Source organism: Streptomyces sp. NPDC048254 (assembly GCF_043201895.1).
In the GTDB taxonomy this organism is placed as follows: domain Bacteria; phylum Actinomycetota; class Actinomycetes; order Streptomycetales; family Streptomycetaceae; genus Streptomyces.
Genome location: NZ_JBICZJ010000015.1, coordinates 241,200 through 265,195 on the forward strand (window position 1 = coordinate 241,200; position 23,996 = coordinate 265,195).

23 protein-coding genes are annotated in these 23,996 nt (G+C 71.7%); 14 read left to right on the top strand and 9 right to left on the bottom strand.

What is annotated here, in order from left to right; translation table 11 throughout:
• The first annotated feature begins 84 nt into the window (after window positions 1–84).
• The 4 genes from ACGFZQ_RS35645 to ACGFZQ_RS35660 all read left to right on the top strand — a co-directional run bounded on the left by ACGFZQ_RS35645 (window position 85) and on the right by ACGFZQ_RS35660 (window position 2,865).
• A complete protein-coding gene (locus tag ACGFZQ_RS35645) occupies window positions 85–861 on the top strand; it encodes a polysaccharide lyase family 7 protein (RefSeq protein WP_393843827.1) in 777 nt (258 codons plus the stop codon).
• Window positions 862–911: 50 nt separating this feature from the next.
• Window positions 912–1,238: a DUF4389 domain-containing protein gene (locus ACGFZQ_RS35650; protein WP_393843861.1), complete on the top strand. Its 327-nt coding sequence runs from the start codon at window positions 912–914 to the stop codon at window positions 1,236–1,238.
• A gap of 42 nt (window positions 1,239–1,280) precedes the next feature.
• Entirely contained in the window at window positions 1,281–1,733 is a 453-nt protein-coding gene (locus ACGFZQ_RS35655; RefSeq protein ID WP_393843828.1) for a hypothetical protein, read from the top strand.
• Between the two features lie 154 nt (window positions 1,734–1,887).
• Window positions 1,888–2,865 (top strand): SMP-30/gluconolactonase/LRE family protein, encoded by a 978-nt coding sequence (locus ACGFZQ_RS35660; protein WP_393843829.1) that lies wholly within the window; start codon window positions 1,888–1,890, stop codon window positions 2,863–2,865.
• Between the two features lie 53 nt (window positions 2,866–2,918).
• On the opposite strand, the gene ACGFZQ_RS35665 is transcribed toward ACGFZQ_RS35660, so the two are convergent.
• Window positions 2,919–6,293: a pyruvate carboxylase gene (locus ACGFZQ_RS35665; protein ID WP_393843830.1), complete on the bottom strand. Its 3,375-nt coding sequence runs from the start codon at window positions 6,291–6,293 to the stop codon at window positions 2,919–2,921.
• Window positions 6,294–6,402: 109 nt separating this feature from the next.
• The gene (locus ACGFZQ_RS35670; protein ID WP_393843831.1) at window positions 6,403–7,305 is read right to left on the bottom strand and encodes a hypothetical protein; all 903 of its coding nucleotides are present in this window, start codon (window positions 7,303–7,305) and stop codon (window positions 6,403–6,405) included.
• Window positions 7,306–7,536: 231 nt separating this feature from the next.
• On the opposite strand from ACGFZQ_RS35670, the gene bla reads away from it, so the two are divergent.
• The 7 genes from bla (at window position 7,537) to ACGFZQ_RS35705 (ending at window position 14,052) form a co-directional block, all read left to right on the top strand.
• Window positions 7,537–8,412, top strand: coding sequence for a class A beta-lactamase (bla, locus tag ACGFZQ_RS35675; RefSeq protein ID WP_393843832.1), 876 nt, complete (start codon window positions 7,537–7,539; stop codon window positions 8,410–8,412).
• Window positions 8,413–8,592: 180 nt separating this feature from the next.
• A complete protein-coding gene (locus ACGFZQ_RS35680; RefSeq protein ID WP_393843833.1) occupies window positions 8,593–10,194 on the top strand; it encodes an ATP-binding protein in 1,602 nt (533 codons plus the stop codon).
• On the top strand, window positions 10,191–10,598 hold the full coding sequence (locus ACGFZQ_RS35685) for a roadblock/LC7 domain-containing protein (protein ID WP_351734280.1): 408 nt from the start codon (window positions 10,191–10,193) through the stop codon (window positions 10,596–10,598). The genes ACGFZQ_RS35680 and ACGFZQ_RS35685 overlap by 4 nt, the downstream gene beginning before the upstream one ends.
• On the top strand, window positions 10,595–10,942 hold the full coding sequence (locus tag ACGFZQ_RS35690; RefSeq protein WP_351696726.1) for a DUF742 domain-containing protein: 348 nt from the start codon (window positions 10,595–10,597) through the stop codon (window positions 10,940–10,942). Before ACGFZQ_RS35685 ends, ACGFZQ_RS35690 begins: the two co-directional genes overlap by 4 nt.
• A complete protein-coding gene (locus ACGFZQ_RS35695) occupies window positions 10,923–11,549 on the top strand; it encodes an ATP/GTP-binding protein (RefSeq protein WP_382544208.1) in 627 nt (208 codons plus the stop codon). Before ACGFZQ_RS35690 ends, ACGFZQ_RS35695 begins: the two co-directional genes overlap by 20 nt.
• The gene (locus ACGFZQ_RS35700) at window positions 11,546–12,754 is read left to right on the top strand and encodes a cytochrome P450 (protein ID WP_351734278.1); all 1,209 of its coding nucleotides are present in this window, start codon (window positions 11,546–11,548) and stop codon (window positions 12,752–12,754) included. The genes ACGFZQ_RS35695 and ACGFZQ_RS35700 overlap by 4 nt, the downstream gene beginning before the upstream one ends.
• Window positions 12,755–12,825: 71 nt before the next feature.
• A complete protein-coding gene (locus ACGFZQ_RS35705; RefSeq protein ID WP_393843834.1) occupies window positions 12,826–14,052 on the top strand; it encodes a cytochrome P450 in 1,227 nt (408 codons plus the stop codon).
• Here the strand turns inward: ACGFZQ_RS35705 and ACGFZQ_RS35710 are convergent.
• Both ACGFZQ_RS35710 and ACGFZQ_RS35715 read right to left on the bottom strand, forming a co-directional pair.
• Window positions 14,049–15,212 (bottom strand): NAD-dependent formate dehydrogenase, encoded by a 1,164-nt coding sequence (locus tag ACGFZQ_RS35710; protein ID WP_393843835.1) that lies wholly within the window; start codon window positions 15,210–15,212, stop codon window positions 14,049–14,051. The two genes, ACGFZQ_RS35705 and ACGFZQ_RS35710, sit on opposite strands and share 4 nt — an antisense overlap.
• A gap of 105 nt (window positions 15,213–15,317) precedes the next feature.
• Window positions 15,318–16,250 (bottom strand): LysR family transcriptional regulator, encoded by a 933-nt coding sequence (locus ACGFZQ_RS35715; protein ID WP_393843836.1) that lies wholly within the window; start codon window positions 16,248–16,250, stop codon window positions 15,318–15,320.
• Between the two features lie 272 nt (window positions 16,251–16,522).
• On the opposite strand from ACGFZQ_RS35715, the gene ACGFZQ_RS35720 reads away from it, so the two are divergent.
• On the top strand, window positions 16,523–17,512 hold the full coding sequence (locus ACGFZQ_RS35720) for an aldo/keto reductase (protein ID WP_393843837.1): 990 nt from the start codon (window positions 16,523–16,525) through the stop codon (window positions 17,510–17,512).
• 49 nt (window positions 17,513–17,561) lie between these two features.
• Window positions 17,562–18,746 (top strand): PP2C family protein-serine/threonine phosphatase, encoded by a 1,185-nt coding sequence (locus tag ACGFZQ_RS35725; protein ID WP_393843838.1) that lies wholly within the window; start codon window positions 17,562–17,564, stop codon window positions 18,744–18,746.
• Here ACGFZQ_RS35725 and ACGFZQ_RS35730 read toward each other — a convergent pair.
• Window positions 18,726–20,381: a carboxylesterase/lipase family protein gene (locus tag ACGFZQ_RS35730; RefSeq protein ID WP_393843839.1), complete on the bottom strand. Its 1,656-nt coding sequence runs from the start codon at window positions 20,379–20,381 to the stop codon at window positions 18,726–18,728. The genes ACGFZQ_RS35725 and ACGFZQ_RS35730 overlap by 21 nt on opposite strands.
• Window positions 20,382–20,607: 226 nt before the next feature.
• On the opposite strand from ACGFZQ_RS35730, the gene ACGFZQ_RS35735 reads away from it, so the two are divergent.
• Window positions 20,608–21,393, top strand: coding sequence for an NPP1 family protein (locus ACGFZQ_RS35735; protein ID WP_393843840.1), 786 nt, complete (start codon window positions 20,608–20,610; stop codon window positions 21,391–21,393).
• A gap of 1 nt (window position 21,394) precedes the next feature.
• Here ACGFZQ_RS35735 and ACGFZQ_RS35740 read toward each other — a convergent pair whose 3' ends face one another.
• From ACGFZQ_RS35740 to ACGFZQ_RS35755, 4 genes are all read right to left on the bottom strand, one after another.
• On the bottom strand, window positions 21,395–21,856 hold the full coding sequence (locus ACGFZQ_RS35740; protein ID WP_351734264.1) for an SRPBCC domain-containing protein: 462 nt from the start codon (window positions 21,854–21,856) through the stop codon (window positions 21,395–21,397).
• Window positions 21,857–21,929: 73 nt separating this feature from the next.
• Entirely contained in the window at window positions 21,930–22,745 is an 816-nt protein-coding gene (locus tag ACGFZQ_RS35745) for an SAM-dependent methyltransferase (RefSeq protein WP_351734262.1), read from the bottom strand.
• A gap of 112 nt (window positions 22,746–22,857) precedes the next feature.
• Entirely contained in the window at window positions 22,858–23,094 is a 237-nt protein-coding gene (locus tag ACGFZQ_RS35750; protein WP_351696756.1) for a DUF397 domain-containing protein, read from the bottom strand.
• 1 nt (window position 23,095) lies between these two features.
• The gene (locus ACGFZQ_RS35755) at window positions 23,096–23,971 is read right to left on the bottom strand and encodes a helix-turn-helix domain-containing protein (RefSeq protein ID WP_393843841.1); all 876 of its coding nucleotides are present in this window, start codon (window positions 23,969–23,971) and stop codon (window positions 23,096–23,098) included.
• Window positions 23,972–23,996: the final 25 nt, after the last annotated feature.

Below are 23,996 nucleotides of genomic sequence, written 5' to 3' on the forward strand. Positions count from 1 at the left end.
GACGGTTATGGATGCGTCCGGTGTTCACGGACATGAACATCAGGTGAGTTCCGGACGCAGCCCTCCTCCGAAAGGACCCCCCACGTGAACCGTTCCCGGCTGCTCGCGGCTCCGGCCGCCGCGGGCCTCGCCCTCGCCCTCGTCCTGCTCACCGGCGGCAGCGCGGGCGCCGCGGACCCGAGCAAGGCGCCCGGCGGCAACTTCGACCTGTCCATATGGCAGCTCCAGGAGCCGGTGGGCTCCCCCGGCTCGCCGACCACCATCTCCTCGTCCCGGCTGCAGGGCGCCAATGGCTACCAGGACGCGTACTTCTACACCGACACCCGCGACGGCGCGATGACCTTCTGGGCGCCCGAGAAGGGCGTCACGACCCCGAACTCCAACTACGCACGCTCCGAACTGCGTGAGATGAACCGCGACGGCAGCGCCGCCAACTGGTCGCTCAGCGGCAGCCACCGGATGAGCGCGACCCTGCGGGTGGTCTCGGTGACCAAGAACGTGTGCGTGGGCCAGATCCACCTCGGCACCGGCGGCTCCTCCACCAAGCCCCTGCTGGAGCTCTACTACCACTCCAACGGCGACATCGTCCTCGGCACCGAGAACTCCCCGTCCGGCGGCCAGACCGCGCACACCGTGGGCCATGTGTCGATCGGCAAGACCTGGACCTACACCATCGCCGTCTCCGGCGGGAACACCATCGACCTGACCGTCAACGGCACTACGACCCACTACGCCATTCCGTCCTCCTTCAACCCGTACAAGCAGTACTTCAAGGCGGGCTCGTACAACCAGTCGTCCTCCGACAGCACGACCAACGGCGCTCGGGTCGCGTTCTACGGTCTGACCGTCAATCACGGCTGAGTTCGCCTGCGCGGGCCTGGCGGGGGCCGTGGTTCCGCATCTTCTGGATCATCGCGATCGTGCTGGGGCGGCTGCCGGAGCCGGTCTTCGGGGCGACGGCGGCGGTCGCCCGCTACCGGATGCGGTTCAGCGCCTATGCCGCCATGCTGACGCCCGTCTATCCCAAGGGGCTGTTCGGCGACCAGCCGGCCGCCAAGGCGGAGGAGGTCCGCTCCGCGACCCGGCCGCTGCTCCTGGGCACCACCGCGAAGGTCCTCGTCTGGGTCTTCCTGGTACTCGGCCTGCTCACCCAGGTCTTCTCCCGCCCCTCCGCCGACTACGACGACAACGGGCTCGCGCACCCGGCGCAAGTGGTACATCCGGCGGGACGGTCGTAGCGTCGAAGGGAAGGAAGAACGGCGGAACTGGTGGGAGCGACCATGCGCAGACCAGTGGTGGGAACGGCGATCGGACTCGGGGCGGCCCTGCTGCTCACGGCGGGCATGACGACGGCCTCCGCGACTCCGCCGACACCGGCCGCGTCGCCCGCGGTCCAGCACCCCGTGCTCGTCGACTGCCTCTGGCACCAGCGGTTCCGGCCGACCGACTTCATGCTGGCCTGCGGTGACGGCAACAGCCTGCTCACCGGCATGCGCTGGACCCAGTGGAACGACAACACCGCGGTCGGCCACGGCGTGAACGCGGTCAACGACTGCAAGCCGTACTGCGCGGCCGGCACCTTCCACAAGTACGCGGTGACGGTACGGCTCGACCGGCCGACGGCCTGGACGAAGCATCCGAACGTGGAGCAGTTCACGCGGATGAGCCTGAACTACGCCGGCGCCAAGCCGGAGGGATACACGCAGGTCATGAACTACCCGCTGTGGACCTGAGCGGGACCGTCACCCGGCTGCGCGGCAAGCGGGGCCACGCCGTGCGCCGGGCGGGCGACGTCCCGGCCGGGGCTGCCCCGGGCCGGGACCGACGAGCCGTCATGTTGGTGTGACCGGTACGCCGGAGCCTCGCGCTCCCGTCGAAAGAGGTCACATGCCCCGATTTCTCCGTCCGGCCGCCGTCGCCCCGGCCGCGGTCGCGATCGGCCTGCTCGCGGCGGCTCCGGCCGTGGGCGACGAGCCGGTCGTCTCCAATGCGCACGTCATCGCGCACTTCGATCTGACCGCCGGGCAGACGCCCGAGAACGTCGTCACCGAGCGGGGCGGCTCGGTCGACGTGACGTTCGCATCCGCCCGGCAGGTCGCCAAGGTCACCCGGGAGCGCCGGGTCCGGGTGCTGGCGACCCTGCCCGCCGAGGACCACCCCCGCACGTCCCTGGTGGGCGGCGCCCTCACCCTCGGCCTGGCCCGCGCCCACGACGGCACGCTGTACGTCAACTACGCCACCGGCACCGGCAGGACCGGCGTCTGGCGCGTCCCGGCGGGCGGAGGCACGCCCCAACAGATCGCCCAGTTGCCGTCGGAGGGCCTCCCCAACGGTCTGGCCCTCGACGAGCGGCACGGGGTGCTCTACGCCGCCGACTCGGCGCTGGGCACGGTCTGGCGCATCCCGCAGGCCGGCGGCACGCCGACGGCCTGGGCCACGGGCACCGCCCTCACCGGGCTCCCGGCGCCGGCCAGCGGCTTCGGCGCCAACGGGATCAAGGTGCACAAGGACGCGGTCTGGGTGACCAACAGCGACCGCGGGACGCTGCTGCGCATCCCGGTCGGCACAGACGGCTCGTCCGGGGCGACCGAGACGCGGGCGACCGGCCTCACCGGCGTGGACGACTTCGTCTTCCCCGGGCACTCGGAGGTCGTGCTCGCCGCGCTGAACCCGTCCAACGAGGTCGTCATGGTCCGCCCGGACGGCGTCCGCAGCACCGTGCTCGCCGTGCAGGACGGCCTGTCCAACCCGACCTCGCTGGCCGTGAACGGCCGTGACCTGTTCGTGGCGGGCAGCGCCTACTCCACCCAGCGCGACCCGAACCTGCTGAAGGCGCGTCTGGGCGCCCACTTCGCCCGCTCGTAGCCGACGAGGGGAGGACCGGCGGCGACCGGCCCTCCCCTCACCCGGGACGCGACTCAGGCGATCTCGACGAGCAGGTCGCCGCCCTCCACCTGCTGGATGCGGTTGATGGCGAGCCGGGAGATCCGGCCGGTCTTCTGGGCGGTGATGGTGGCCTCCATCTTCATGGCCTCGATCGTGGCCACCGTGGCGCCCGCCTCGACCTCCGCGCCCTCGTGCACCGCGAGGGTGACGACGCCGGCGAACGGGGCCGCGACGTGGCCGGGGTTGCCGCGGTCGGCCTTCTCGGTGGCCGGGATGTCGGAGGCGGCCGACCGGTCGCGGATCTGGATGGGCCGCAGCTGGCCGTTGAGGCTGGACATCACCGTGCGCAGACCGCGCTCGTCGGCCTCGCCGACGGCCTGGAGCTCGATGAGCAGCCGGACGCCGGGCTCCAGGTCGACCGCGTACTCCTTGCCCGGGCGCAGGCCGTAGAAGAAGTCCTTGCTGTCGAGGACGCTGGTGTCGCCGTAGGTCTGGCGGTGCGTCTCGAACTCCCGGGTCGGGGCCGGGAACAGCAGCCGGTTCAGGGTCGCGCGCGGGTCCTTGGCGAGGCCCTCGCGGTCCTCGGTGCCCAGCTCCGGTGCCGGCTTGGCGGCGCCGCGGCCCTGGAGCGCCTTGGTGCGGAACGGCTCGGGCCAGCCGCCGGGCGGGGTGCCCAGCTCGCCGCGCAGGAAGCCGATGACCGAGTCCGGGATGTCGAACTTGTCGGGGGTGGCCTCGAAGTCCTCGGGGCTCACGCCGGCGCCGACCAGGTGCAGGGCCAGGTCGCCGACCACCTTCGAGGACGGGGTGACCTTGACCAGCCGGCCGAGGATGCGGTCGGCGGCCTCGTACATCGCCTCGATGTCCTCGAAGCGGTCGCCGAGGCCGAGCGCGACGGCCTGGGTGCGCAGGTTGGAGAGCTGACCGCCCGGGATCTCGTGGTGGTAGACGCGGCCGGTCGGGGAGGCGAGGCCGGCCTCGAAGGGCGCGTAGACCTTGCGGACGCTCTCCCAGTACGGCTCCAGGTCCTCGATCGCCCGCAGGTCGAGCCCGGTGGGACGCTCCGAGTAGTCGGTCGCGGCCACGATCGCCGACAGGGAGGGCTGTGAGGTCGTACCGGCCATGGAGGCCACCGCGCCGTCCACCGCGTCCGCGCCCGCCTGGACGGCGGCGAGGTAGGTGGCCAGCTGGCCGCCCGCCGTGTCGTGGGTGTGCAGGTGGACGGGCAGGTCGAACTCGCGGCGCAGTGCCGAGACCAGCTTCGCGGCGGCGGGGGCGCGCAGCAGGCCCGCCATGTCCTTGACGGCGATGATGTGCGCGCCGGCCTCGACGATCTGCTCGGCGAGCCGCAGGTAGTAGTCGAGGGTGTAGAGCCGCTCGTCGGGGTTGGACAGGTCGGCGGTGTAGCAGAGGGCGACCTCGGCGACCGCGGTACCCGTCTCCCGTACCGCCTCGATGGCGGGGCGCATCTGGCCGACGTCGTTGAGGGCGTCGAAGATGCGGAAGATGTCGATGCCGGTGGCGGCGGCCTCGTGCACGAAGGCGTCGGTCACCTCGGTCGGGTACGGGGTGTAGCCGACGGTGTTGCGGCCGCGCAGCAGCATCTGGAGGCAGATGTTGGGGACGGCCTCGCGCAGGGCGGCCAGCCGCTCCCAGGGGTCCTCGGCGAGGAAGCGCAGCGCCACGTCGTAGGTGGCGCCGCCCCAGCACTCCAGGGAGAGCAGTTCGGGCAGGGTGCGGGCGACGAGTGGGGCGACGGCGAGCAGGTCCCGGGTGCGCACGCGGGTGGCGAGCAGGGACTGGTGGGCGTCGCGGAAGGTGGTGTCGGTGATGCCGATGGTCGGCGACTCGCGCAGCCACCGGGCGAAGCCCTCCGGGCCGAGCTCGACCAGGCGCTGGCGGGAGCCCGCGGGCGGCTCCCCTGCGGGCAGCGGGGGCAGCTTGGTGGTCGACTCGATCAGGTGGGGGCGCTCGCCGTGCGGCTTGTTGACGGTGACGTCGGCCAGGTAGGTGAGCAGCTTGGTGCCGCGGTCGGCGGAGGAGCGGGCGGTGAGCAGGTGCGGGCGTTCCTCGATGAACGAGGTGGTGATCCGCCCGGCCTGGAAGTCCGGGTCGTCCAGGACGGCCTGGAGGAAGGGGATGTTGGTGGCCACACCGCGGATGCGGAACTCGGCGACGGCACGCCGGGCGCGGCCGATGGCGGCCTTGAAGTCCCGGCCCCGGCAGGTGAGTTTCACCAGCATCGAGTCGAAGTGGGCGCTGATCTCCGTACCGGCGTGGGTGGTGCCGCCGTCGAGCCGGATGCCGGAGCCGCCCGGGGAGCGGTAGGCGCTGATGCGGCCGGTGTCGGGGCGGAAGCCGTTCGCGGGGTCCTCGGTGGTGATACGGCACTGGAGGGCGGCGCCGTGCAGCTTCACCGTCTCCTGGGAGAGGCCGAGGTCGGCCAGGGTCTCGCCGGAGGCGATGCGCATCTGGGCCTGGACCAGGTCGACGTCGGTGACCTCCTCGGTGACCGTGTGCTCGACCTGGATGCGGGGGTTCATCTCGATGAAGACGTGCTTGCCTGCCCGGTCGAGGAGGAACTCGACGGTGCCGGCGTTGCGGTAGCCGATCTCCCGGGCGAAGCGCACGGCGTCGGCGCAGATGCGGTCGCGCAGCTCCGGGTCGAGGTTGGGCGCGGGGGCCAGCTCGATGACCTTCTGGTGGCGGCGCTGGAGCGAGCAGTCCCGCTCGAAGAGGTGAATGACGTTGCCCTCCCCATCGGCGAGGATCTGCACCTCGATGTGGCGCGGGTCGACGACGGCCTTCTCCAGGAAGACGGTCGGGTCGCCGAACGCGGAGGCCGCCTCCCGGGAGGCCTGTTCGATCGACTCGCGCAGCGCGCCGGGTTCCTCGACGCGGCGCATGCCGCGGCCACCGCCGCCGGCGACGGCCTTCACGAACAGCGGGAAGCCGATCTCGTCGGCGGCGCGGACCAGTTCGTCGATGTCGTTGGAGGGCTGGGAGGAGCCGAGCACCGGTACGCCGGCGGCGCGGGCGGCGGCGACCGCGCGGGCCTTGTTGCCGGTCAGCTCCAGCGTCTGGGCGCTCGGCCCGACGAACGTGATGCCCGCCTCCTCGCAGGCGCGGGCGAGTTCCGGGTTCTCGGAGAGGAAGCCGTAGCCCGGGTAGACGGCGTCGGCCCCGGCCCGGCGGGCGGCGCCCACGATCTCCTCGACGGAGAGGTAGGCCCGTACCGGATGGCCGGGTTCCCCGATCTCGTAGGCCTCGTCGGCCTTCAGCCTGTGCAGCGAGTTACGGTCCTCGTGGGGGAACACGGCGACCGTGCGCGCGCCCAGTTCGTAGCCCGCGCGGAAAGCGCGGATGGCGATCTCTCCACGGTTGGCGACCAGCACCTTGCGGAACATCCCTGGATCCCTTCAGCCTGCCGGCGACGAACACCATGGTGTCAGCCGCGCCCTGCCGTAGCCCGCGCAACATTAGGGGTTGCCCGGACCGGCTGAAGTGCGAAAACCATCACATTGACGTTGTTGAGCACTTCGGCGGGTCGACCGCGTGACTTATGTGTTCCGGGGAACCAGGAGGGGTTGGAGAGTTCCGGCGGGCCCGGAGCGACGGTACGGGGTGGTACTGCGGCGGGTCGGGCCGGGGCACGGGCGGGTCGGGCCGGGGCGGGGGCGGCGGGGTGCCGAGGCGTGCGGCGGGGCGTTCGGCCAGAAGGGCGGGGATCGGCAGCCGACGGCCGTGCAGCAGGCCGAGGACGATCGCCGCGGTCACCGCGATCAGGTGCTCGCGGCCGGCGAGGTTCGGTACGGCGACGGACTCCCACACCATCGAACCGCCGGTCAGCGCGAAGACGACGGGCGCCCGGCGGACCACGGCCAGATAGGTGAACAGGCCCACCACCGCGGCGGACGGCCCCGTGTCGAGGATCCGGCCGGCTGACGGGGGCAGGCCGAAGCCCCACCAGCCGGGGCCCAGCGCGACCATCACACGGGCCGTCATGGTGCCGGCCAGGGTGGTGAGGTACGCGACGGCGAGGGTCCGGGCGCGGCCGAGGGCGAGTTCGGCGAGGGCGAAGGCGAGGAAGAGCTGGGTGATGCCGGCCCACACCGGGAGGTCGAGCGCGGGGACGTAGAGCGAGACCGGGGTGCGCAGCAGGGACAGCCACAGGGGGAGGTCGGCGGTGACACCGCCGAGGTGCCACACCAGCCTTCTGCCGGCGGGGTGCTGGGCGATGTCGTGGAAGAAGATGACGCCGAACGCGGCCACGAACGCGAGCACGATCCCGGAGAGACCACACCGTACGAGCTGTCGTACCGGCTCCACCACGATGCTGCGCCATTCGGCGCGCAGCGTGCGTCCCACGAACCGGACGGCGCGGGCGGCCGCCGCCCCCCGGCTTCCGTTCCCCCTCATGAAGGCATCGTCCCCTCGACACCGGCTCCCGGCCCTCGGCCCTGCGCCCCTGAAGAGGCTCTCCGTTCCCCGGCCGTTCCACGCGTCACCGTATAGACGTTTGGATCATTTGCGACGATGCGGGAGCTACCACTGGTCGCATATCGGCGTCGGGTTTATCACCCGTCCACGACGCAACCCCCAGGAGCGTGACCACGTCCCCCTCAGCGAAACCTCGGCAAAGGAGTGGTAATGCAGCAGCCGTCGCGCCGTGTTGTGCTGACCGCGGCCCTGGGGACCGCACTGCCCGCCCGCACGGCGCCGGACGCCACGAGCAGATTCCGGGCGCTGGAGCGCGCACACGGGGCCCGGCTGGGGGTGTTCGCCTGGGACACCGGCTCGGGCGCCCGGGTCAGGCACCGTTGCGGCGAACTCTTCCCGATGTGCTCGGTGTTCAAGACGCTCGCGGTCTCCGCGGTGCTGCGGGACCTGGACGAGGACGTGCTCGGCGAGGTCATCCACTACGACGCGGGCGATGTCGAGAAGTCGGGCGGTGCGCCCGTCACGGGCAGGCCCGAGAATCTCGCGGCGGGAATGACGATCGCGGAGTTGTGCGGAGCGGCGATCTCGTACAGCGACAACACCGCGGCGAACCTGTTGCTGGAGCAACTGGGCGGGCCGGTGGCGGTGACGCGGCTGTGCCGTTCGATCGGGGACCGGGTGACCCGGCTCGACCGGTGGGAGCCGGAGCTGAACTCGGCGGAGCCCGGCCGGGTCACGGACACCACCACGCCCCTGGCCATCGGCACCAGCTATGCGCGGCTGGTTGTCGGGAGCGCCCTGGACGGCGCGGACCGGCGGCGGCTCACCGGCTGGCTGCTCGCCAACACCACCGGAGGGGAGCGGATCCGCGCGGGGCTCCCCAAGGACTGGACCGTCGGCGACAAAACCGGCACGGGCGCTTACGGCACCGCCAACGACGTCGCGATCGCCTGGCCCCCGGGCCGCGCGCCGGTCGTCGTCGCCGTCCTGTCCACGCACACCGACCCCGCCGCCCAGGCCGACTCGGCACTGGTGAAGGAGGCGGCCGCCGTGGTCGCGGACACGCTCACGCGAAGCGCCTCGTAAGATCGTTCACAGTCCGGACACAGCAAGTCGCCGTCGCTGACAGCGGTTTCCTGCAAGCAGACCGGAACTGTTCTGTTTCGATCACGAACTCTCGTATAGTGACGGCCAGTTCAGCACCAAGCGTCACATCTCCCTCACCGGAATCACATCCCTACCCGCTCCGAGGACCAGACCGGACCGATGACCGCGCCCACGCATCCCGGCGATCGACCTGCCTTCCGTACGCTTGTCCCGACCCTCGCGCTGACCGCGGTGGTGTCGGCCCTCGTGGTCGTCGCCGCGGTGACCGCCGCGCCGGCCTCGGTCCGCACCCCCCTCGCCCTGGGGGCCAGTGCGGCCGCGCTGGTGCTGTGCGCCGCCTTGACCTGGGCCGTCCACGCGGCACGGGCCGCCCGGCGGGCCCGGCGTCGGCTGGAGACGGTGAGCCAGGACATCGGACGGCTTCTCCAGCAACAGGCCCGCACGACCGAGGAGGCACGCCAGGAGCAGCAGCGGCTGATCGACGAACTGGCCCAGCAGCGCAGTGAGTTCGCCGACTCCTTCGAACAGGAGCGGGTGCGGATCCACGAGGGCAGCAACCAGGAGCTGGACTGGTACCGGCAGGAGAACGGCCGGCTCGCCGCCGACCTGGAGCAGGCCTCCCGGGAGCGGGCCGCCGCGATCGCCGCGGCGGGCAACGCGGCCGGCCGGATGCAGGCCCTGGCCACCGCCACCCTCGCCGACCTGCGGGCCATGGAGGAGCGGCACACCGACGAGGAGGTGCTCGCCGACCTGCTGCACCTCGACCACCGCACCGCCCAGGCGGGCCGGATCGCCGACTCCATCGCCGTCCTGACCGGGGCGCGCTCCGGTCGCCGCTGGGCGCGTCCGATCAGCATGGAGTCCATCCTGCGCGGTGCGATGGGACGCATCAGCGGCTACCGCCGGGTGCGGGTGCACTCGGTGAGCGAGACGGCCGTCACCGGCCACGCGGCCGAGGGTGTCATGCACGCGCTCGCCGAACTGCTCGACAACGCGGCCACCTTCTCGCCCCCGACGGCCGAGGTCCACGTCTACGTGGAGGAGGTGCCGGCCGGGGTCATCGTGTCCGTGGAGGACAGCGGGCTGGTGATGGGCGATGTGCAGCTGCGCCGCGCCGAGCGGGCGGTCGCCGGTGACACCACCGAGCTCGGCGGCCTCACCGGTACCCGGCTCGGGCTGGCGGTGGTCGGCCGGCTCGCCGGCAAGCACGGTCTGAAGGTGTCGTTCCGGCCGTCGGCGCGCGGCGGCACCGGGGTGCTGATGCTGGTCCCGCAGGACCTGCTGACCCGCCCGGTCGCCGACGAACCCGCGCTGCCCAAGCAGCCGGAGCCGGTCGAACCGGTGCCGGCCCCGCCGGACCCGGTACCCGTGCACGAGTCCGCGGAGCCCGACGAGGACGAGGAAGGGCCCACCGGGCTGCCCAGGCGGCGCCGCGGCCGGACCCTCGCCGAGGCCGAGCGCCGGTCGGCGCCCCAGCCGGCGGAGCCGCGCCCGGTGCCCGCGGCCGAGGACGCCCGGGTCCGCGCCACCCGCTTCAACAGCTTCCGGCAGGCCGTCCGCCCGGCCGCGTCCGACGCCGCGGAGCCCTCCGACGCGTCCGACGCCGCGGAGCCCTCCGACGCGCCCGGCGCCGCCGAGGCCGACGCCGCCCCCTACACCCCCGCCCCGGCGCACGATCCGGTCTCCGCACCCCACGCGGAGTCCGGTCCCGAGCCCACGTCCCACCCGCACGCGCACCCGGAAGGCGACACCACTCCATGACCGGCAGGACCACCGCCGACGACAAGCTCACCTGGCTCATCGAGGGCCTTCTGGAGCGCACCCCCGGCGCGCGGCACGCCCTGGTGCTCTCCCGCGACGGCCTGAAGCTCTGCCGTACCCCGGAGCTCTCCGTCGACCAGGCCGACCAGCTCGCGGCGATCGCCGCCGGCATCCAGTCGCTGTCGCACGGGGCGTCCGTCGAGTTCGGCGACGGCAGCGGTGGCGTGCGGTCGGCGATGACCGAGTTCTACGGGGGCGTGCTGTTCATCGTGGAGGCCGGCGACGGCGCCCATCTGGCCGTGGTGACCAGCGAGGACGCGGACCCGGGGCTGGTCGGGCACAACATGAGCGAACTGGTCGAGCAGCTCGGCGAACACCTGACCGCGCAGCCCCGTACGTCATGAGCCGGCCCGGCAGGGACGACGCGCCCGACCGCCTGTACACCATCACCGGCGGCCGCAGCAGCACCGGGCCGGACAGTCCCTTCGACCTGGTCACGCTGGTCGTCGCCGAGTCGGAGCCGACCCCCGGGATGCAGTCGGAACACGCGGCGATCCTGCGGCTGGCCGAGTTCCCGACCTCCGTGGTGGAGATCGCCGCGGAGCTGAAGCTGCCGGTGAGTATCACCAAGGTCCTGCTGTGCGACCTGCAGGCGGCCGGCCGGGTCAGCGCCCGCCATCCGTACCGGCCTGCCATCACCGACCCCGACATCCTGGAGCAGGTGCTCGTTGGACTCCGCAACCTCTGACACGCGCACCCCGTTGGGTGCCTCCGCCGACCACGGTTTCAAGATCGTGGTCGTGGGCGGTTTCGGCGTCGGCAAGACCACCCTGGTCCGTTCCGTCAGCGAGATACGTCCCCTCAACACCGAGGAGACGATGACCCAGGCCGGCGAGGAGGTCGACGACATCCGCGAGGTGCGCGGCAAGTCGGCCACCACCGTCGCCTTCGACTTCGGCCGGATCACGCTGGACGCCCGCAACGTGCTGTACCTGTTCGGGGCGCCGGGCCAGGAGCGGTTCTGGTTCCTGTGGGACCGGCTGTTCTCCGGCACCCTCGGCGCGGTCGTGCTCGTGGACACCCGGCGGATCGACGACTCCTGGTACGCCATCGACCGGCTGGAGAAGCACGGCACCCCGTTCATCGTGGCCTGCAACGACTTCGGCGGTCCCGTGCACACGCCCGAGGACGTCCGGCACGCGCTCGACCTGGACCCGCACATCCCGCTGGTCACCTGTGACGCCCGGTCCCGGGAGTCCGGCAAGCAGGTGCTCATCCAGCTGGTCCAGCACGTCAAGAACCGGTACGCCGACCCCTCGGCACCGGCGGACCTGCCCCGACAGGAGTTCGTGTGATCCCCGAAGCCGTGCCGCTCGGCGGCCCCCGGTTCCAGACCGAACCGGCGCGTCTGTACCGCGAGATGCGGCGCGACCACGGCGCCGTCACCCCCGTCGTGCTCGACGGGGACGTGCCCGCCTGGCTGGTCGTCGGCTACCGCGAGCTGCACCAGGTGACCGGGGATCCGGTGCTGTTCAGCCGGGACTCCGACCTGTGGAACCAGTGGGACACGATCCCCGACGACTGGCCGCTGCTGCCGATGATCGGCCGCAAGCAGCCGTCGATCCTGTACACCGTCGGCGAGCGGCACCGCGAGCGCGCCGGGATGATCAGCGACGCGCTGGAGGCCGTCGACCCCTTCGAACTGCGGGGCCACGCCGAGCGGTTCGCGGACGAGCTGATCGACGGGCTGTGCACCAGCGGCGAGGCGGACCTGGTCGGCCAGTACGCGATGCTGCTGCCGGTGCGGGTGCTGGCGCGGCTGTACGGCTTCCCCGACGAGGAGGGCCCCGGCCTGGTCACCGCGCTCAACGACATGATCGACGGGCGCGAGCGGGCGATCGCCGGACAGCAGCATCTGGGCTCGTCCATGGCGCAGTTGCTGGCCGACCGGAAGGCGGACCCGGCCGACGACGTGGTGTCGCGGATGCTCCAGGACAAGAGCGGGTTCACCGACGAGGAGATCTCCCAGGACCTGATGGTCATGATGGCGGCCGGGCACCAGCCGACCGCCGACTGGATCGGCAACTCGCTGCGCCTGATGCTCACCGACGACCGGTTCGCGGCCTCCCTGTTCGGCGGCCGCAACAGTGTCGCCGAGGCGATGAACGAGGTGCTGTGGGAGGACACCCCCAGCCAGAACATAGCGGGCCGCTGGGCCTCCCGTGACACCCAGCTGGGCGGCCGCCGGATCCGCGCCGGTGACCTGCTGATCCTCGGCCTGCAGGGCGCCAACTCCGATCCGCAGGTGCGCACCGACGCCTCCGCGCTGACCGGTGGCAACAGCGCGCACTTCTCCTTCGGGCACGGCGAGCACCGCTGCCCGTTCCCCGCCCAGGAGGTCGCCGAGGTGGTCGCCCGGACCGGCATCGAGGTCGTCCTCGACCGGCTGCCGGACATCGACCTGGCGGTGCCCGCCGACTCCCTCACCCGCCGGCCCTCGCCCTGGCTGCGGGGGCTGACCGAGCTTCCCGTCCGGTTCACGCCCGTACCCACCCTGTAATCCGACACCGACGGTCAGGCGCAGCACCGATTGGCGCAGTACTCCGACCCTGCCCTGGGAGGCACGTCACGATGACGACCGGTACCGAACAAGCCCGGATCGCCCTCGACCCCTTCGTCACCGACCTGGACGGCGAGAGCGCGCGGCTGCGCGCCGCCGGTCCGCTCGCCGCCGTGGAGCTGCCCGGCGGGGTGCCCGTCTGGGCGGTCACCCGGCATGCCGAGGCCAAGGCGCTGCTCACCGACCCGCGTCTGGTCAAGGACATCAACGTGTGGGGGGCCTGGCAGCGGGGGGAGATACCGCCGGACTGGCCGCTGATCGGCCTGGCCAACCCCGGCCGTTCCATGCTGACCGTGGACGGCGCCGACCACCGCAGGATGCGCACGCTGGTCGCGCAGGCGCTCACCCCGCGCCGGGTGGAGCAGATGCGGGAGCGGATCGAGAAGCTCACCCAGGACCTGCTGGACGCCCTGCCGGCGGACCAGGAGACCCTGGACCTCAAGGCGGCGTTCGCCTATCCGCTGCCGATGTTCGTGGTCGCCGACCTGATGGGCATCGACGAGGCCGAACTGCCGCGCCTGAAGGTGCTGTTCGAGAAGTTCTTCTCGACCCAGACCCCGCCCGCGGAGGTCATCGCGACCCTCACCGAGCTGGCGGGGATCATGGCGGCGACGGTCGCCGCCAAGCGGGCCGAGCCCGGCGACGACCTGACCAGCGCGCTGATCCTGGCCTCCGAGGACGGCGACCACCTCACGGACGAGGAGATCGTCTCCACCCTCCAGCTGATGGTGGCGGCCGGCCACGAGACGACGATCTCCCTGATCGTCAACGCCGTGGTCAACCTCTCCACCCACCCCGGCCAGCGGGCCAGGGTGCTCTCCGGTGAGGTGGACTGGTCGGCGGTGGTCGAGGAGACCCTGCGCTGGTCCACCCCGACCTCGCACGTGCTGATCCGCTTCGCCACCGAGGACGTGCCGGTCGGCGACAAGGTGCTCCCGGCGGGCGACGCCCTGATCGTGTCGTACGCCGCGATCGGCCGGGACGAGCAGGCGCACGGGCCGAGTGCCGGGGAGTTCGACGTCACCCGGGAATCGAAGAACCGGCACATCTCCTTCGGTCACGGCCCGCACGTCTGCCCCGGCGCCGCGCTGTCCCGGCTGGAGGCGGGTGTCGCGCTGCCCGCCCTGTACGACCGCTTCCCCGGCCTGGACCTCGCGGTACCGGCGTCCGAGCTGCGCAACAAGCCGGTGGTCACCCAGAACGACCTCTTCGAGCTGCCGGTCCGGCTCGACTCCTAGGCGGTCCTGACGGAGTACGACCTGGCTCCCGTGCCGGCCAGCCTGCCGCCGTCGACGATCAGGTACTCGTCGCGGATCGGCCGGCCGGCGAACCAGGACTCCAGGATCTCCCGGGTGCCGGCCGCGTAGCGGGCCTGCGCGGAGAGGCTGGAACCGGAGATGTGCGGGGTCATCCCCTGGTGCGGCATGGTGCGCCAGGGGTGGTCGGCGGGCGCGGGCTGCGGGTACCAGACGTCGCCCGCGTAGCCGGCCAGCCGCCCGCTGCGCAGCGCCCGGTCGACGGCGTCCCGGTCGACGATCAGGGCCCGGGCGGTGTTGATGAGATAGGCGCCGCGCTTCATCGTGCCCAGCAGCTCGTCGCCGAACAGGCCCTCGGTCTCCGGGTGCAGAGGCGCGTTGACGGTGACGACGTCGCAGTGCGGGGCCATGGCGGCCGCACTCTCGTGGAAGGTCAGGTTCAGCTCGCGCTCGACGGACTCGGGCAGCCGGGTCCGGTCGGTGTAGTGCAGCTTGACGTCGAAGGGGGCGAGGCGGCGCAGCACGGCGAGCCCGATCCGGCCGGCGGCGACGGTTCCGACGTGCATGCCCTCCAGGTCGTACGACCGGCTCACGCAGTCGGCGATGTTCCAGCCGCCGTCGAGCACCACCTGGTGCGAGGGCAGGTAGTTGCGGACCAGCCCCAGGATCATCATCACCACGTGCTCGGCGACGCTGATGCTGTTGCAGTACGTCACCTCGGCGACCGTCACGCCGTGCGCGATCGCGGCGTCCAGGTCGACGTGGTCGGAGCCGATGCCGGCGGTGACCGCCAGCTTGAGGTTCGGCGCGGCGGCGATGCGTTCGGGGGTCAGGTACGCCGGCCAGAACGGCTGCGAGATGACGACGTCCGCGTCGGCCAGCTCACGGTCGAAGACGGAGCCCGCGCCGTCCTTGTCGGAGGTGACGACGAGGGTGTGGCCGGCCTTCTCCAGGAAGGAGCGCAGGCCGAGTTCGCCGGAGACGCTGCCGAGGAGACGGCCGGGGGTGAAGTCGATCGCCTCGGGGGTGGGGGTGGTCTGACCGCCCGGGTAGTGGTCGATGACGGGGATGTCGTCGCGGGCGTAGGTCTTCGGGTATCCGTCGGTCGGGTCGTCGTACAGGACGCAGAGCACCTTGGCCATGGTGGCGGCTCCTCAACTCCGTTGCGGATGGCTTGCCTTCACGATCCTCGGGGGCAACTGCGCTGGTCAAAGCGAACTTTGTTATGTACTCATAGCCCGCGGCTATCAGTCGCGGCCGTCCAGGTGGGCGGTCAGCAGGCTGTCGAGCGCGTCCCGCAGCCGTGCCTGGCGGGCGACCTTCACCAGGGCCTGGGCGAGCACGGACTGCGGCTCGCTGCGGGCGACGACCAGGCCCACCCGGGGGCCGTGCGCCGGGCCCTCCAGCGGCACCACGCGCAGGCCCTCCGGTACGCCGAACATGTGCAGCCAGGCGTGCGAGATCACGCTGGACCAGCGGCCGCCGGGTAGGTGGGTGTAGAGGCCGGCGACGCTGTCGGACTCGATCGCCGGGACGGGTGCGGCGCCGTCGGCGGCGAAGCAGTCGTCGATGATCCGCCGGTTGCGCATCCGGGGCCCGAGCAGGCACAGCGGGAGGGCGGCGGCCTGGGACCAGCTGGCGGTGACCGCGTCGCCCAGAGGGCCGCCGACCGGGGTGAGCAGGACGTACCGCTCCTCGTAGAGCGGGAAGCGGCGGACCTGCCGCAGCTCCTCGTCGTCCAGGTAGGTCATGGCCGCGTCCAGCTCGAACTCGGCGAGGCCGCGCCGTATGTCGGCGGACGACAGGGACTCCATGGCCACCCGGGCGTGCGGATGCCGGTCACAGAAGGGGCCGGTGAGGAGTGAGGTGACGGGGACGGCGGTGGGGACGATGCCGAGGCGCAGGGTGCCGGTGAGGCCGTCCCGCAGCGCCGACAGCTCCTGGCGCAGCGCGTCCCGCTCGGCGAGGATGCGGTGCGCCCATGCCAGCACCACCTCGCCCTCGGGGGTCAGACCCTCGTAGCGGCGGCCCCGGCGCACGATCGGGACGCCGAGTTCGTGTTCGAGCCGCTGGATCGCGGCGGACAGCGAGGGCTGCGAGACATGACAGGCGGCGGCCGCGCGGGCGAAGTGCCGCTCTCGGGCGAGCGCGACGAGGTATTCGAGCTGGCGCAGCAGCATGCGGGCTCCCCCGGGGGGCTCGGCGACGGATCGACGGCGGCCACCGTATCCGGGTCCACGTCCAGCGACGGGAGCACGGACCGGGAGCGTACGGCCGCGGCGGCCGTTTGACATCGAGTGCGCTCGAAGCCGTAGCGTCCAGAGCGCTCCTCCGGACGAGGCCCCGGCGCCGGGATGCCGACGCGCGGATTCCGCAGCTGAATGGAAACAAGGCCCGTGGGCCCCCCGGAACCGGAGCCGAACCCGAGCAGGAACGAAAGGCTGGGAGTGACATGCGACAGCGCAGTCTGCGAGACCTTCAGGTGAGCAGCATCGGCCTTGGCTGCATGGGAATGTCCGCCTTCTACGGCACCGCCGACCAGGACGAGGGCGTGGGGACCATCCACCGTGCGCTGGAACTCGGCATCACCTTCCTCGACACCGCACAGCTCTACGGGCCGCTCACCAACGAGACGCTGGTGGGCGGGGCGGTCCGGGGGCACCGGGACGAGTACGTGATCGCCACGAAGTTCAACTTCCGGATGGACGACGCCGTCCCCGGCGACATGAGCAGCATCGGCCGCCAGGACGGCTCGGCCGAGCACGTGCGCAGCTCGGTGCACGGCTCGCTCAGGCGTCTCGGCACCGACTACATCGACCTCTATTACCAGCACCGCGTCGACCCGAACGTGCCGATCGAGGAGACCGTCGGCGCCATGGCCGAGCTGGTCGCCGAGGGCAAGGTGCGGCACATCGGGCTGAGCGAGGCGAGCCCGGAGACGATCCGGCGGGCCCACGCGGTGCACCCGATCGCGGCCGTGCAGACCGAGTACTCGCTGTGGACCCGCGACCCGGAGGACGAGGTGATCCCGACCTGCCGTGAGCTGGGCATCGGGTTCGTGCCGTACTCGCCGCTGGGCCGTGGCTTCCTGGCCGGCCGGTTCTCCTCCCCCGACGACCTCGACGCGAACGACTGGCGCCGTACCGGCCCCCGGTTCACCGGCGACAACCTGGAGGCCAACCTGCGCCTCGCCGACAAGGTGAAGGAGATCGCCGCGGAGAAGGACGTGACCCCGGCCCAGCTGGCCCTCGCCTGGGTACTGGCCCAGGGCGACGACATCGTCCCGATCCCGGGCACCAAGCGGCGTACCTACCTGGAGCAGAACGCCGGCGCCGTCGACGTCGAACTGACCAAGGAGGACCTGGCCCGCATCGACGCCGAGGTGCCCAAGGCCGCGGGCGAGCGCTACGACGAGGCCGGGATGAACAGCGTGAACCTCTAGGTTTCCGCTCTCGGTGGCCGCTCGGTGGGGGGTGGCGCACGCTGGTGGCATGGGGAACCTGCGGAGCGGTGCGGCGGGCCTGCGGCGGTCGTGGCAGTCGTCCCACGCGCTGCTGCTGCTCCCGATCGCACTCATCGTGGTGATCGCGGTGGCGGACCTGCGCGCGCCGGAGGACATCCATCTGGGCCCCGCCTTGGTCATCGCCCCCGCGCTCACCCCGTCGTTCGCCGGCCCCCGGTCCACCGCGCTGGTCGGGGCGCTCGCGGTGGCCGCCCAGTTGGTGATCGCCGTGTTCCACGGCGGGCTGTCCACCGCGAACCACATGGTGCAGGTCGTCACCCTGGCGCTGCTCTCGGTGATCGTGGTGGTGTACAGCGCGGTCCGCGAGCGGCGCCGCGCCCAGCTGGCCCAGGTGCGCACGGTCGCCGAGGCCGCGCAGCACGTGCTGATGTGGCCGCTGCCCGAGCAGATCGGCCCGCTGCGGATCGCCTCGCTGTACCTGGCCGCGGAGGACGAGGCCCAGATCGGCGGCGATCTGTACGCGGTCACCCGTTCCGAGGGCCAGGTCCGGGTGCTGATCGGCGATGTCCGGGGCAAGGGGCTGGCCGCGATCGGCGAGGCGGCGCTGCTGCTCAGCGCCTTCCGGGAGTCCGCCCACCGGGACATCACCCTGCCGGAGCTGGCCGCCGTCCTGGAGCAGAGCGTGACCCGGTACGCGGCGGACCTGGAGTCGCCGGAGGAGGCGGGCGAGCGGTTCGCGACCGCCCTGCTGATCGAGATCCCGGACCTGGACCCGGTCACCCGGATGACCAGCTGCGGCCATCCGCCACCCCTGCTGCTGAGCCCCGGGCACACGGTCACCGTCCCGAGCCTGCATCCGTCGCCGCCGCTGGGCGTGCAGGGGAAACGGGACACGGAACACACGCTGGACGTGTTCTCCTTCGAGCCGGGCGACACCCTGCTGCTGTACACCGACGGGGTCATCGAGGCGCGGGACGTCCGGCGCCGCTTCTATTCGCTCGAGGACCGGGTGACGCGGTGGACCGACGCCTCTCCCGAGGCGCTGATCCACCACGTCCGGCGCGATCTGCTGACCCACGCCGGCGGCCACCTCGACGACGACGCGGCCCTGATCGCCCTGCACCGCACCCCGAGCGTGCACCGGCATCACCACGGGATACTCGGCCACGGCGGCGCCCGGACCGGGGACGTTTCAGAACTCCCTGGTCTGTGACTCCAGGTAGGCCGTCAGGAAGGCGAGCTTCGCGTCGCTGTCCGCCACCGTGACCGTGCCGAAGTCCGCGCCGAGTTCCATGGTCCGCGGGGTGTCCGTGGAGAGGGCGGGCCAGTCGGTCAGGGAGCTGCCGTTCGGGTCGCCGGTGGCGGCGAAGCGGGCGACGTAGGAGGCGGTGGTGTCGGCGATGTCGTAGTCCTTGGAGGTCCAGGGGCGGTCGGTGTTGTAGAGGTAACCGAGCAGGTAGTAGACGTCGGAGCCCTGGAAGGCGCCGGTCGCGGCGGTGCCGATGACCGGGTTGGTGTCGTCGTACCCGGGCGGGACGCGGGTCCAGAAGTAGGTGCGGACGGCGCTGGAATTGCCGGCGGTGTCCTTGAACTGGGTCGCCCACAGGAAGGCGGAGACGCGCTCCTCGTCGCGGGCGTAGGCGTTGTACTGCTGGGCCGCCGTCGTGTCGCTGTCCGCCGGGTACAGCTCCAGGAAGGTGTCGGCCAGCCCCAGCGGGCCGAACTCGGACCGGGCGTACGCCTGGAACGCGTCCAGGGTCGTCCTCAGACCGGGCGAGGCGCCGTTCGCGTCCTTGCAGACGCCGGTGAGGACGGGCACGTCGGTCTCGGCGCGGGCCGCCAGCACGGCCGTGTAGGTGTCCGGCAGGACATGTCCGTCGAGGACGTGGCCGAAGTCGGCAAAGGCGTCGGCGGCGGCCCCGGCGACGAGGTCGCCGACGTCCAGCGCGCGCAGCTCGGCGAGGCTCTGGGCGCCCAGGTGGGCGGCGAAGTCGGTGCCGTTGGCCTCGGCGTCGGCGAGCGTGCGGTAGCGGCCGGTCCCGCGGGCCAGCGCCGGGTCCTTGGTGTACCGGACGCCGGAGGAGAGCAGGGCCCGGTGGTAGAGGCCCTTGGCGCGCCGGGAGGCTAGCAGGATGTTGACGATGGACGCGCCCTGCGCCCAGCCGGCCAGGGTCACCCGGTCCGGGTCGCCGCCGAACGCGGCGATGTTCCGCTGGACCCACTCCAGCGCGGCGACGGCGTCCAGGATCCCCCAGTTGCCCGAGCCGCCGTACGCGGACTCGGCGGTCAGTCCGGGGTGGGCGAGGCCGCCGAGCGGGCCCACACGGTAGTTGGGGTTCACGACGACCACGCCCTTGGACGCGAGCAGGGAACCGTCGTACATCTCCTGGCCCGACCACAGGGCCCGGTCGCCGCCGTAGAGCCAGACGAGGACGGGGCGGCTGGTGCCCGAACCGGTCGCCGTGGTCCAGATGTTGAGGTTCAGGCAGTCCTCGTCCAGTTCGGGCACCTGGCTGTCGGGGATCCCCGTGACCGGCTGCGGGCAGGCCGGGCCCCAGGAGTCGGCGGCGCGCACCCCGTCCCAGGAGGGGGCCGGCTGCGGCGGGCGCCAGCGGTTGGCTCCGGCGGTGGAGGCGGCGTACGGGACGCCCTTGTAGACGGTGACGCCGCGCAGGCCGCCCTGGACTCCGGTGACCCGGCCGGACTCGGTGGTGACCGGGTCGGCGTCGGCCGCGTTCCGGGCCGCCTCGGCCGGCGTGGCCAGCGTGCCGAGCAGCCCGGCCGCGGCCGCGGCGCCGAGGAAGCCGCGCCGGTTCAGCGCGGCCGAAGGCATGTCTCTGTCGTTCACGGGCTCTCTTTCGGGTCGTGGGGGGGAGCCGACGAGAAGCCTGGCGTCGGGCCGGGCGGCGCGGCAAGCGCAACCGGGCTACTCACAGCAGGTCAACAGGCTCTGACAGCAATGGAGTTGACCGAGCTGTTCAATTGTCTTTGGGTCAAAATTAAGTCGTAAGGGTGGTCTCGACCATTGGCTGACTGTCAGACTCCGCTTCGCCTTTCAGAGACAGGGAGTCGACATGCCCGACCTGCAATCCCCCATCCACAGACGGCCGCTCCGCAGGGCCCTCGCCGCCGCCGTCGGTGCCCTTGCGCTGGTCATCGCCGTGCCCGCCACCGCGCACGCCGACGTCCTGACGCTGCTCCCGCAGAACGCCGACGGACTGGAACAGACCTTCTCCCCGGCCTACGACTACGACGGCGACGGCTGCTACACCACCGCCGCGATCGGCGCCGACGGCACCATCAACCCCGGTCTGGCACTGGGGGGTGACGTCAACGGCCACTGCCACGACTACGCGCAGCTGGCCAACGCCAACACCTACTCCCGCGAGAAGTGCAACAACGGCTGGTGCGCGGTGATGTACGCCAGCTACTTCGAGAAGGACCAGGCGACGCTCGGGCCGCTGGCCATCGGGCACCGGCACGACTGGGAACACGTCATCGTGTGGATCCAGAACAACCAGGTGCAGTACGTCTCGGTGTCGCAGCACAGCAGCTACCAGGTGGCGGCCGCGTCGGCGATCCGGTTCGACGGCACCCACCCGAAGATCGTCTACCACAAGGACGGCGTGTCCACCCACGACTTCCGGTTCGCCAACTCCAACGACGACCCGCCGGAGAACGTGACCGGCGGCTGGTTCTACCCGCGCCTGGTGGGCTGGGACGGCTACCCGGCGGGCTACCGCGACAAGCTGATGAACGCGGACTTCGGCGACGCCACCATCAAGATCAAGGACGGCTCGTTCAACGCCAACCTGTCGTACTCCATGCCGTCCGGGATCTCGTTCGACCCGAACGCCTGAGTCAGGCGGGGCCCTCGACGAGCCGGGCCAGGTTGTCGAGGGCCATCCGGGTGCCCAGTTCGTTGTCCTCGGGGCGGACGCCTTCGGGGATGCCCTCGTGCAGGACCTCGACGTCCGTGCCACCGCCGGCCGCGGTGAGGGCCGTCGTCATCGTCATGGTGCCGCGCACGGTGTCGTCGGCGGTCTCGAAGTCGATGACCTCGACGACGAGGCGGTCCGGGACCAGCCGGGCGAAGTGCCCCCGGTAGGTGTCGGTGTGCCCGCCGGACTTCCCGGCACGGCCGGGGTCGGCGTAGTCGAGGGAGACCCGGAACTCGCCGCCCTCCCGGGCGTCGAAGGCGTGGACCCGGGCGGTCATGCCGTCCGGTGCCCGCCAGGCGGCGACCGCCGCCGGGTCGAGCAGCGCCCGGTAGACGGCGGCCGGGGGCGCCTGCACCCGCCGGGTGACGCGCGTGCTGGTCATGACCTCACGGTACCCGTGAGACGACCGTGCCGGGGCCGGGAAGGTGAGCCGGGCCCCGGCACGGAGCCCTGGGTCACGGCTTGCGGGCGACCGCTCCGTACATCGCGATGTCCTCGTCGCGGATGCCTTCCTCGCCGTTGCCGTCCGGGTGCCACTTGTGCACCTGGACGATGCCCGGCTCGACCAGCTCCAGGCCCTCGAAGAACTTGTCGGCCTCGTCGATGGTGCGCAGCCGCATCGGCATGTTGCGGGCCGCGTACTCGCGGGCGACCCGGCCCACCTCCTCGGGCGCGAACTCGGCGGTGCCGATGGACATCGCCAGGTAGCTGCCGGAGGGCAGCGGTTCCAGCAGCCGCCGTACGACGCCGACCGCGTCGTCCGCGTCCAGCATGAAGTGCACGATGGCGATCACCGTGAGCGCCACCGGCTGGTCGAGGTCGAGGGTCTCGCGCAGCTCGGGGGCGTCGAAGATGTCCGTCAGATCGCGGAAGTCCGCCTCGATGTAGGCGGTCCTGCCCTCGGGCGTGCTGGAGAGCAGGCCCTGGGACAGGGTGAGGACGATCGGGTCGTTGTCCACGTAGACGACCCGGGAGTCGGGCGAGACGGCCTGGGCTATCTCGTGGAGGTTCGGGGAGGTGGGTATGCCGGTGCCCACGTCCAGGAACTGGCGCATCCCCGCCTCCTCGGCGAGCCAGCGCACAGCGCGGTTCATCCAGTCGCGGTTGGCGCGCATGTGGATCGGGAGCGCGGGCCACTCCCGGGCCATGGCGTCACCCGCCTCCTGGTCGGCGGGGTAGTAGTCCTTGCCGCCCAGGATGTAGTCGTAGATCCGCGCGGAGTGCGCGTTCTCGGTGTCGATGCGGTCGGCCGGCCATCCGTTGTCGGGCAACGCCGTGTCTCCCATTCGGGTGAGGGGGGATGCGGGGGTCTGTGCTCAGGGGGATACAAGTGGGGGGTTGGGTGAACGATCAGCTATAGCAAGGAAGTTCCGGAAAGACGGCTCACATCAGGAAGTCGGCGTCACCCGCCTTCACACCGGACAGGAAACTGGTCATCTCGCGGGGCGTGAAGACCAGCGCCGGGCCGTCCGGGTCGGTCGACTGGCGTACCGCCACCCGCCCGTCGGCGAGCTTCTTCACTTCCACGCAGGCGCCGCCGGCGTCGTCGCTCCACGGCTTGGACCAGCCGCGCGCGCCGAGTTGCCGGGACGGGATGCCGTTGTGTATCTGGTGGTGCACGTCAGAGCTCCTTGCGAATCGCACCGAGGAACACCTCGGTCTTTCTGGCGGGCGCCGCCTGGGCGCCCAACCGGTCCAGGGCCTCGCGATAGACCACGACGTCCTCGTTCTTGTCCAGGTAGACGGCGCCCACCAGGCCGTTGAGATAGACGATGTCGGGCAGTTCGGGAGCCCGGAACCGGAAGAGGTGGTACGCACCCGCGCGCATCGCCGGGTGCGGGCCGTTGGCGAACGGCATGATCTGCAGGGTGACGTTGGGCAGCCGGTTGATCTCGATGAGATGGTCGATCTGGGCGCGCATCACCCCGGCGCCGCCGACCGGCCAGCGCAGCACCGTCTCGTCCATCACGACCCAGAGCCTGGGCGGCGCCTGGCGGGTGAGCAGTTCCTGGCGGCGCATACGCAGCGCCACCCGGCGCTCGGTGGCCTCGGCCGGCGCGTGCGGGTTGCCGGCGCCCAGCAGGGCGGCGGCGTACTCCCGGGTCTGCAACAGGCCGTGCACGAACTCGTTCTCGTAGGCACGGATCTGCAACGCCGCCTGTTCCAGGCTCAGATACGCGGCGAACCAGTCCGGCATCACATCGCGGTAGGTGTGCCACCAGCCGCGCTTGTTGGCCTCACGCACCGACTGCAGGAAGGTGTCGACCTCCTGGCGGTCCGTCACGCCGTAGACCTGCAGCAGCTTCTCGGCGTCCGCCAGCCGGAGCCGTGCCACCTTGGCGGCCTCCATCCGGCGGATCGTGGAGTGGCTGACACCGATCGCGGCGCCGGCCTGCTCGTAGGTCAGACCCGCCCGGGTCCGCATCTCCTCCAGCTGCCGGCCGAGGATCATGCGCAGGACGGAAGGGGCACCGCCCCAGTCGGTCTCCGAGGTCACGCCCTACCCCCTCGCACAAGGTTTC

Excerpts from the sequence above, each read along its gene's own strand:
- ACGFZQ_RS35655 (WP_393843828.1), top strand. The coding sequence starts at position 1,281 with ATGCGCAGACCAGTGGTGGGAACGGCGATCGGACTCGGGGCGGCCCTG.
- ACGFZQ_RS35660 (WP_393843829.1), top strand. The coding sequence starts at position 1,888 with ATGCCCCGATTTCTCCGTCCGGCCGCCGTCGCCCCGGCCGCGGTCGCG.
- ACGFZQ_RS35665 (WP_393843830.1), bottom strand. The coding sequence starts at position 6,293 with ATGTTCCGCAAGGTGCTGGTCGCCAACCGTGGAGAGATCGCCATCCGC.
- ACGFZQ_RS35670 (WP_393843831.1), bottom strand. The coding sequence starts at position 7,305 with ATGAGGGGGAACGGAAGCCGGGGGGCGGCGGCCGCCCGCGCCGTCCGG.
- bla (WP_393843832.1), top strand. The coding sequence starts at position 7,537 with ATGCAGCAGCCGTCGCGCCGTGTTGTGCTGACCGCGGCCCTGGGGACC.
- ACGFZQ_RS35680 (WP_393843833.1), top strand. The coding sequence starts at position 8,593 with ATGACCGCGCCCACGCATCCCGGCGATCGACCTGCCTTCCGTACGCTT.
- ACGFZQ_RS35685 (WP_351734280.1), top strand. The coding sequence starts at position 10,191 with ATGACCGGCAGGACCACCGCCGACGACAAGCTCACCTGGCTCATCGAG.
- ACGFZQ_RS35690 (WP_351696726.1), top strand. The coding sequence starts at position 10,595 with ATGAGCCGGCCCGGCAGGGACGACGCGCCCGACCGCCTGTACACCATC.
- ACGFZQ_RS35705 (WP_393843834.1), top strand. The coding sequence starts at position 12,826 with ATGACGACCGGTACCGAACAAGCCCGGATCGCCCTCGACCCCTTCGTC.
- ACGFZQ_RS35710 (WP_393843835.1), bottom strand. The coding sequence starts at position 15,212 with ATGGCCAAGGTGCTCTGCGTCCTGTACGACGACCCGACCGACGGATAC.
- ACGFZQ_RS35715 (WP_393843836.1), bottom strand. The coding sequence starts at position 16,250 with ATGCTGCTGCGCCAGCTCGAATACCTCGTCGCGCTCGCCCGAGAGCGG.
- ACGFZQ_RS35720 (WP_393843837.1), top strand. The coding sequence starts at position 16,523 with ATGCGACAGCGCAGTCTGCGAGACCTTCAGGTGAGCAGCATCGGCCTT.
- ACGFZQ_RS35725 (WP_393843838.1), top strand. The coding sequence starts at position 17,562 with ATGGGGAACCTGCGGAGCGGTGCGGCGGGCCTGCGGCGGTCGTGGCAG.
- ACGFZQ_RS35735 (WP_393843840.1), top strand. The coding sequence starts at position 20,608 with ATGCCCGACCTGCAATCCCCCATCCACAGACGGCCGCTCCGCAGGGCC.
- ACGFZQ_RS35740 (WP_351734264.1), bottom strand. The coding sequence starts at position 21,856 with ATGACCAGCACGCGCGTCACCCGGCGGGTGCAGGCGCCCCCGGCCGCC.